Genomic DNA, 9182 nt, shown 5'->3' on the forward strand with positions numbered 1-9182 from the left:
AATACCTATAGAGAAGCTTTTATATAATTACTTCTAAATATCAACAGTGTTATATTGGTTATCCATTTTGATGCCTGTACGCTGATTTACAGGCTCTAATTAACCTCGCTTAATTTACTCTGGTTAACTTAGTCATAAGTTTAATTAACTTGCCCTGCTAATCTATCCTTATTCTTAATACCTATAACACTAATTAACTGATCTATTTTACTGGTTAAAATTACTTATTTCTTTGTTGTAAATTTCGTAAAGGGAACAGATCTTAAATAATTAACATTTTTTGGTTAATTCTCTGACAGACGATTAACGAAATTAATCTTCAAAGGCCTCAATTTACACCTTAAATTAAGTCATTTTTCCTACGCAAAATTTAGATCACTTATTTAATGTAATCAATATTACTCAAGGCTTTAATTTGCTTTGTCACAATGTATGAAATGATTATGTTTAATCTTGTTTGGTAAACTTTAGCTATTTAAAAAATTAGTCTAAAAAAACTTTAAGAGCCTATATGAATATCATTAAAGCTCATCTAATTTAACCATTCGTACAGCGTGTATTCTTAACTTATGGTGGGTTTTTATCATTAATTTAAACATGACACTTCAGCTCAATTATTTATCAGCTCAATATATTATAACCCCTTTGATTTTATCATTACCAAAGACATTGATCACAACATCAATAGTTATCCATAGCTTGAATAAGGAAATGTGATCTCATGAATTGTATTAATATATTATATCACTACATTGTCAAATACCTATAATTAGACCAAGGAATGGACCGTGTATAAAAAATTATTATTACTTTCAGCAATGGCTGGATTAACTGCATGTGGTGGCTCAGGTAGCAGTTCAAATGATACTAGTGACGCAATTGATGATGGCACTACTGAATCTACCGCAGCTGTAATAAGCGGAAAAACTTCAGTCGAATTGTATTATAAAAATGGCGATGTTAATGAATCCCTTAGCATTGTAGATCCTGATGATGGTGAAGAAGCTTTCATTGTGCAAACGGATATAGCGACTACTTACGGCATATTCTCACTTAATGTAGATGGTGAATGGACCTATGAAGTACCAGAAAATGAAACGCTGGGCGACTTAAATGAAGATGAAAGCGTATCAGATAGTGTCACCGTCGCCTCTATTGATGGTACTGAAGCTACTATACGTTTTACTATCCTTTCCGCCGATGCACTTTCTGATGATGATAGTGGCAGTGATGACGATGATGATGAAGACGATAATGACGACGAGGATGTAGACACTTATGCATGTTCAGATGCATTCGACGATGACGGATCTGATGATGCAAATCCTGTTGTGACTGGAGCAACGCATAATTCAACGATCGATGACTTAAACGAGTTATTAAACAGTGGAGATGTGCAAGGTGGAGATGAAATTATTGTTTCTGGTGATGGTGAAATCTCAATTAAGGATACTTGTTTCGACACTCAAGTTTTAATCCGTGCTGAAAGTGTTGGCAGTATCATTTTAGAAACGGCTGCTATTTCTAACTCTCAAAACATTACTTTACAGGGGTTTGTATTGGGTCCAAATGATGCCAGTACATTACTCAAAATTGTAAATTCAAAAAACATTAAAGTGTTACGTAATACATTTGATCATAAAGATATTACTGATGGACAAACTTCAGTGGTATTAACTGAATCAAGTGAAAAAATCTCAATTGCATATAATGAGTTTCTGGATAAGAATATTGTTGTTGAAGACGACGATGGTCAAATCAATTCAGGTAGTTACATCAAATTTCAATATGATGACGATACTGAAACGATGACAACTAATGCGCATATTCATCATAACTACTTTAAAAATATTGTCCCTTACGTAAAAGAGGGCAATACGACCCCTGAAGGTGACTCAGACCGTGAAGCAATCGTCTTTGGAGATTCGGGTTCTCAAGATGTAGAAACAAACCACTTAATTGAATATAACTTGTTTGAAGATACCGATGGTGAAAATGAAATTATGACGGTTAAAACGTCAAATAATACATTCTCAAACAATACATTTTTAAACTCTATGGGCTCACTATCATTCCGTTTAGGACATGATAATAAAGCAGAAAATAATTATTTTTATGGTACTGGCGATAGTACCTTAGTGACGGATGCTAATTACGAAACAGGCGGTATTCGAGTTTACGGCGCAAATCATACTGTGAGTAATAACTATATGGAAAACTTATCGGGTACGAGTTGGAGAAGTCCTATATTAATTGATTCAGGTGATGTCTCTGATAGTTCTAATGGCAATAGTCATGAAGCACCAACCAATGTGACTGTGACGGACAATACGTTAGTAAACAATTTAGGCGGAGGTATTTTCATTGGTCGAGATAACTATACTATCGTGCCTAAGGATATTACTATTTCAGATAACTTAGTGACGGGAAGCAAAGGTAGTTTATTTAATAACTATGCTAATGATGATGCTAATACCTGGTCTGGTAACCAATCATACGCAACCGGTTCTGCTGCTGATAATGAAGATGGTACGTTAGGTGCTGGCGAGTTAGAAGTGCTTTCATCAGAGCCTACTATTATTGTACCTACACCATTATCGACTGATGATGTTGGTCCAACAGCTGACATCACAACTATTTAATACCAATCACAGTAAATAGCTTATCTATTTTACTTGTTAAAACAGCTCACTTCCTCGTTGTAAATTTCGTAAAGGGAACAGCCGTTTACGTCAATTTACACCTTGAATTGAACTGTTTTTTCAGCGCAAAATTTAGATAACATATTTAATGTAATCGATATAAGTTTAACCATCCAAAGCCAGTCATATTAAGTATGGCTGGTTTAACAACTAATCCTAATGCTTGTCTCGTTATATTAAGCTTATGAAAACAATTTCAGTCATCATATTAACTGCTATGTTCAGATTCAATATCCGTATTAATTGTTCGTTAGTAAAGATACATAAAGAAATAATACGAATGGAATTAAATAAGTGATCAGAGATTGCGCAGGAAAAATTAACACTAATAAGGCGTGAGTTGTAGGAGATAGTTGTTCTCACTTCAAAACTCACAACGCAGTTAGGGGTAATTTTAACCAGCAAGAATGATCACCTTATTAATTCTTTTGGTATAAGTAATTAATAGAAAGAAATGAGTTATATAGGGAGACTTGGATTCAGATCATTTAACTGACTGTTTTGTTATTGTTTATCTTTCACCTCGCCAGTATCACATTTAACACAGTTTAATTGATGTCCAATCATCTTTTTTCGACTGGTTTCAGTCGTTACCCATAAACGAACGCTCCAAGGTGGGTTATGCCGGACATGCTGAAAATGCCCACAATGTAATTGAGCAACCCAATGATGTTCGTCATCTTGGTGATAACCAATGATCTGCTGTTTCATTATTATTTCATTTTCTCTTATTTAGGATAAACATAATGATGAATAATCATGACTAATACCAATTACGTTAAGTATGTGATCTATTTATCGGAGTTGGTATAAAATAATTAGCAACAAAAAAAGCCCTAAGTGGTTAAGCTTAAGGCTTTTTAGTATTTAATTAATCATAACGATTATTACATAATACGTTGACCAGGTTTAGCACCAGAGTCTGGGTTTAAGATATGAATATCTTCACCGCCAGGGCCTGCGGCCAATACCATCCCTTCAGATAAACCAAACTTCATTTGACGAGCCGCAAGGTTTGCCACCATCACTGTTAGTTTACCCTCTAAGTCTTCAGGGTTGTAAGCAGACTTAATACCAGCAAAGACAGTACGCGTTTCACCACCTATGTCTAAGGTTAGTTTTAATAGCTTATTCGCTTTAGGCACATGCTCTGCTTTTACAATTAAAGCAACGCGTAAATCAGTTTTTGCAAAGGTTTCAAAATCAATTTCAGCTGCAATAGGCTCTTTGTCTAATTCACTTTGGCTTTCAGCTTGTGTTGCTTCAGCTATTTTTTCTTTTGCTGCTGCATCAGCGGCTGCACTTGCTTTTGACGATTCAACCATCGCTTCAACATGTTTCGGGTCAATACGTTGGAATAACGCTTTGAATTTGTTGATTTGGTGTCCAGCTAATGGCGCCTTAATACTATCCCACGTTAATGTTTCATTTAAAAATGCTTCACTACGTTCAGTTAGTTTTGGCATGATTGGTTTTAAGTAAGTCATTAGTACACGGAACAAGTTAATACCCATTGAGCAGATATCTTGTACTTCAATTTCTTTACCTTCAACTTTTGCTAATGCCCACGGTGCTTTATCATCAATGTATTTGTTAGCAATATCAGCTAATGCCATAATTTCACGAATAGCACGTGAAAATTCACGTTTTTCAAATTGTTCTGCAATCGAATCGCCAGCATCAACAAACTGCTGGTATAGCTCAGGTTCAGAAACTTCTGAAGATAATTTACCGTCGTATTTTTTAGCAATAAAACCAGCAGTACGTGATGCTAAGTTAACTAATTTATTTACTACATCTGAATTTACACGTTGTGTGAAATCATCAAGATTAAAATCTAAATCATCAACGCGTGATGTTAATTTAGCAGCATAGTAATAACGTAAACATTCAGGATCTAAGTTTTCTAGGTAAGTACTCGCTTTGATGAACGTGCCTTTTGATTTAGACATCTTCTCACCATTAACACTGACATAACCATGTACGTTAACGCCAGTAGGTTTACGGAAACCCGCGCCTTCTAACATTGCAGGCCAGAACAAACCATGGAAATTGATGATATCTTTACCAATGAAATGGTAAAGCTCTGCAGTACTGTCTTTTGCCCAGTAATCATCAAAGTTAAGGCCGTCAGTACGATCACATAGATTTTTAAAGCTACCCATGTAACCAATCGGCGCATCTAGCCAAACATAAAAGAATTTACCTGGTGCATCTGGGATCTCAAAACCAAAGTAAGGTGCATCACGTGTGATATCCCATGCTTTCAAGCCGCTTTCAAACCATTCACTTAGTTTATTAGCCACTTCCGTTTGAAGCGCACCTGATTTAGTCCATTCAACTAACATATCTTGGAACTGTGGTGCATCGAAGAATAAGTTTTCAGTGTCTTTCATCACTGGTGTTGCATTTGAAACAACTGATTTAGGATTAATCATTTCAGCAGGGCTGTAAGTTGCACCACACACGTCACAGTTATCGCCGTATTGGTCTTCAGCCTTACATTTAGGGCAGCCACCTTTTACAAAACGATCCGGTAAAAACATCTCTTTTTCTGGATCGTATAATTGCGATACCACTTTTTTAGTGATGTAGCCGTTATCACGTAATGCTAAATAAACTTGTGATGATAATGCTTTGTTTTCTTCAGAATGCGTTGAGTGGTAGTTATCAAAACTGATATTAAAACCCTCAAAATCTTTTTCGTGATCTGCTTGAACTTGTGCAATTAATTGCTCTGGTGTGATACCCATTTCTTGAGCTTTAAGCATGATCGCAGTGCCATGAGCGTCATCGGCACATACAAAGTGAATGTTATTACCGCGTAAGCGTTGGAAACGAACCCAGATGTCCGCTTGTACATGCTCAAGCATGTGCCCTAAATGGATTGGACCATTTGCATAGGGAAGGGCGCAGGTAACAAGGATATTACGATCTTGATTAGCCATTTTATTTGATATTCCTTAAGTCTAAGCGGATTTTTTACAGCTTGTAATACTACCCAAAAAATAGGGTAAATCCCACTCTTATCTATATTAGCTAACGTTGAAAAGCATAAATAAAGCAATGTTTAGCAACGATAGCGTAGATATTTAATAGACTTCGTTTTAATAAGGGTGAATTATCTAATCATTTTGATAAACTCATTCATCAATTTAGGTTTAAGGAATGACTATGCTGTTTAAAAAGAAAACTATCGAACAACAAGTTTTACAATGTTTTGAGAAAATAATTGAATCAGAATTACTCAAAAAATTTACAAAGCAGCGCTTATTAACCATCAAGGAAGAGTCAGCTGAAATATCAATTTGTTTGCCATTCTATGCACCTAATTGGTTAGCTGAATTACAAGCACAATCTACTGAACAGTTAACGTCTATTTTCAAGCAAGCACCCACGTGGAACGTGACTTATAAAGTGCCTACTTTTGAACATAAAAAAGGGACTAAAACGAACCCTAATATTAAAAACATTATTGCGGTTTCATCAGGCAAAGGTGGAGTCGGTAAGTCTACCGTAAGTGTGAATTTAGCGATTGCATTAGCTAAAAATGGTGCCAAGGTTGGTGTATTAGATGCCGATATCTACGGGCCTTCTTTACCGACTATGCTCGGTCATAAAAACACTAAATCAACGTCTGCTGACGGTAAGTTATTACAACCCATTGCCGCACACGGTATTGTTGGTAATAGTATTGGCTTTTTAATTGATGATAAAGATGCCATGGTGTGGCGTGGCCCAATGGCAAGTAAAGCATTGCAACAAGTACTCAATGAAACTGATTGGCCTGAATTAGATTACTTAATTGTTGATATGCCGCCAGGTACAGGTGATATCCAACTAACGATGTCGCAAAATGTCGCTGTGACCAGTGCTGTGATTGTTACAACCCCACAGGACGTTGCGTTAATTGATGCTCAAAAGGGCGTGATCATGTTTAATAAGGTCGATGTGCATGTCACTGGTTTAATTGAAAATATGAGTGTCTATTCATGTGTTAAGTGTGGGCATCAAGAAGCTATTTTTGGAACGGGTGGCGGTAGAAAATTAGCTGAACAGTTTAACTTACCGTTCTTAGGTGAATTACCATTACATATACAATATCGTCAAAATACTGATGAAGGTTGCCCTACGGTTGCTAAAAATGAACTTCCTGCATTAGTAGAACCGTACTTAGCATTAGCTGAACAGGTCGCGATTAATCTTTATAAAAACTTAGAGCCAACCATTGAACAAATCAAAATAACAGAGCTGAAATAACGGTATGAATGTTAGCTAAAGCACAACGCTTTCATTTAACAAGAAAAACCCGTCTAATAGCGATATTTATTGGATTGGTTTTTGAACGTATTTATATCGCATTTTTTGTAAGGATTCACAATGCCTGACATCAAGTTTTCAACGTCTCAAAAGACCGCGATCGTTGACGAGATACAAAAGTATTTTGAAAAAGAGTTAGATCAAGAGCTTGGTCAATTTGATGCTGAGTTTCTACTCGATTTTTTTAGTGAAAAAGTCGGTAGTTATTATTATACCCAAGGTCTTAATGATGCGAGAGCAATATTAGATGATAAACTCGACACCATTACTGAATCCTTTTATGAGTTAGAAAAAATAACCGAGTTTGGTTAAGCACTGAGCTGACTTAATGATTAAGTTAAACATTTTATTTGCCACTGCTTATATTGATAATGTTATTCAGCAGTCGTTAATAGCGTCATTTAAAAACAGATTTTAAAATAGAAGAAATTAAACCATGTCAAATAGACCATTAATCGAAGAGCTAACACAAGCATTGCAGTGTTTACCAAGTGTCGGGCCAAAGTCTGCACAACGAATGGTGTATCATTTGTTAGATAAAAACCGTAATGGCGCACTTAAGCTAAGTGACGTGTTAGCACGAGCGGTTACTGAAATAGGCCATTGTCAGCAGTGCCGTACGTTCACTGAAGAAGATTTATGCCCTATCTGTAATAATCAAAAGCGTAATGATAACGGAATTATTTGTATTGTTGAAATGCCCGTGGATGTGGTGGCAATAGAGCAAACAGCATTGTTTTCTGGTACTTACTTTGTGTTAATGGGGCACTTGTCGCCTCTTGATGGTATTGGTCCTGAGCAGCTTGGTTTAAACCTATTAGAAAAGCAGATGCAAAAAGGTAATATCAACGAAGTTATTTTAGCCACTAACCCAACGGTTGAAGGTGAAGCAACCGCTTATTACATTGCTGAAATGGCCAGAAAATTCAAAATCCAAGTAAGCCGTATTGCCCATGGTGTACCAGTGGGGGGAGAGTTAGAGTTTGTTGATAGCACAACGTTGTCGCATTCGTTCTCTGGGCGCTCAATACTATAACTGTTGATCAATTTATTTATATCATTAGCATGCTTTCGATTAGTTTAGTTTAGATTATCGGGCAGGGGAATTAGCAGAACCGTTACATTCAGGCTAATCACTTAACCCTCAAATGAAAACGTAGAAAAATATTGTCATGTTCATTATTAATTAAAATGATGAACTGCAATGGTCAATTTAATCACCCTCGAGATGATTATTGACAATAGAAACCACATGGATTTGTATTTACTTAAAGGAATAAAATGTCTGCCAATAATAATGTCCCTTTTGAAGGCACAGACAAAGCACGTAAAGCGTTAAAATCGATACTAACAACTTCAACATTCAATACGTTATTAGCTAATCGAATTCCTGTCTCCATTGCTGATAAACTTTCTCGACAAGTAGTCGATAATGTTGATTTTTTAACACTATTTAAAATTGTTGCTGAAGATATGCAAAACCAACATGTTCCTAAACAGCGTATTTTAGATAGGACCATTGTGCATATGTTCGAAATTTTATTTCGTATCATTAATGCAGAGAAAGGTAATGAAGCAGAGGTCATGCAAAAAGAGTTTTTTACGCTTGTGCCACGCGGAGAGTGTTTAGATTTATTTTTACAATTAGTGAAAGAGTATTGCATGGGAGATGCAGAAATTCAGCGTTATACTCATAAACTAGAACAATTGATTGAAGGTTACAGTAAGGAATACATTATTAACTGGGATCAGTTGTATAAAAGTGAAGCCTTTAAAAGTTACCTTTCTGCCTTACTATCATTAATATTAACTCACTTACGTGAAGATAGGGCACCGATTCCCGCATTAGAAAATAAAATACCAACGCATTTTCAGCCTTACCGTATTAATTCATTTTTAAATCAAATATGTAAATTAAAGCAAACAGGCGCACTTCAATTAGATGCTTAATATCAATCAATTTTGTAGATCTGCTATGTAAACCATTTACGTAAACCCATTATGTAGATGAGATGAAGCAAGCGCTAATCAGATCGGTTCGATATCTAGGGAAATTGAATCTTCTGAAAAGGTGTTAATACCAAAAGAATTAATAAGGTGATCAATCTTGCTGGTTAAAATCACCCCTAACTGCGTTGTGAGTTTTGAAGTGAGAACAAC

General features: G+C 35.9%; 7 protein-coding genes. 5 read left to right on the forward strand and 2 right to left on the reverse strand.

Going from position 1 to position 9182, the window contains the following annotated elements:
* Positions 1-788 precede the first annotated feature (788 nt).
* Positions 789-2642, forward strand: coding sequence for a chondroitinase-B domain-containing protein (locus V6255_RS16200; protein ID WP_341629084.1), 1854 nt, complete (start codon positions 789-791; stop codon positions 2640-2642).
* Between the two features lie 564 nt (positions 2643-3206).
* Here V6255_RS16200 and V6255_RS16205 read toward each other — a convergent pair.
* Together V6255_RS16205 and metG are read right to left on the reverse strand one after the other, a co-directional pair.
* Complete coding sequence (locus V6255_RS16205) at positions 3207-3413, reverse strand: DUF3565 domain-containing protein (protein ID WP_341629085.1); 207 nt, start codon at positions 3411-3413, stop codon at positions 3207-3209.
* Positions 3414-3589: 176 nt separating this feature from the next.
* Entirely contained in the window at positions 3590-5650 is a 2061-nt protein-coding gene (gene metG, locus V6255_RS16210; protein ID WP_341629086.1) for a methionine--tRNA ligase, read from the reverse strand.
* Positions 5651-5876: 226 nt separating this feature from the next.
* On the opposite strand from metG, the gene apbC reads away from it, so the two are divergent.
* The 4 genes from apbC (at position 5877) to V6255_RS16230 (ending at position 8972) form a co-directional block, all read left to right on the forward strand.
* Positions 5877-6962, forward strand: coding sequence for an iron-sulfur cluster carrier protein ApbC (apbC, locus tag V6255_RS16215; protein ID WP_341629087.1), 1086 nt, complete (start codon positions 5877-5879; stop codon positions 6960-6962).
* A gap of 120 nt (positions 6963-7082) precedes the next feature.
* Positions 7083-7334: a DUF2164 domain-containing protein gene (locus tag V6255_RS16220; RefSeq protein WP_341629088.1), complete on the forward strand. Its 252-nt coding sequence runs from the start codon at positions 7083-7085 to the stop codon at positions 7332-7334.
* A 124-nt stretch (positions 7335-7458) separates the two neighbouring features.
* A complete protein-coding gene (gene recR / locus V6255_RS16225) occupies positions 7459-8058 on the forward strand; it encodes a recombination mediator RecR (RefSeq protein WP_341629089.1) in 600 nt (199 codons plus the stop codon).
* A 245-nt stretch (positions 8059-8303) separates the two neighbouring features.
* The gene (locus V6255_RS16230) at positions 8304-8972 is read left to right on the forward strand and encodes a hypothetical protein (RefSeq protein WP_341629090.1); all 669 of its coding nucleotides are present in this window, start codon (positions 8304-8306) and stop codon (positions 8970-8972) included.
* Positions 8973-9182 lie beyond the last annotated feature (210 nt).

It is taken from the genome of Psychromonas arctica, assembly GCF_038155225.1.
Classification (GTDB): domain Bacteria; phylum Pseudomonadota; class Gammaproteobacteria; order Enterobacterales; family Psychromonadaceae; genus Psychromonas; species Psychromonas arctica_B.

Bases quoted from the DNA above. Each gene is read 5' to 3' on its own strand.
- V6255_RS16205 (WP_341629085.1), bottom strand. From the start codon at position 3,413: ATGAAACAGCAGATCATTGGTTATCACCAAGATGACGAACATCATTGG.
- metG (WP_341629086.1), bottom strand. From the start codon at position 5,650: ATGGCTAATCAAGATCGTAATATCCTTGTTACCTGCGCCCTTCCCTAT.
- apbC (WP_341629087.1), top strand. From the start codon at position 5,877: ATGCTGTTTAAAAAGAAAACTATCGAACAACAAGTTTTACAATGTTTT.
- V6255_RS16220 (WP_341629088.1), top strand. From the start codon at position 7,083: ATGCCTGACATCAAGTTTTCAACGTCTCAAAAGACCGCGATCGTTGAC.
- recR (WP_341629089.1), top strand. From the start codon at position 7,459: ATGTCAAATAGACCATTAATCGAAGAGCTAACACAAGCATTGCAGTGT.
- V6255_RS16230 (WP_341629090.1), top strand. From the start codon at position 8,304: ATGTCTGCCAATAATAATGTCCCTTTTGAAGGCACAGACAAAGCACGT.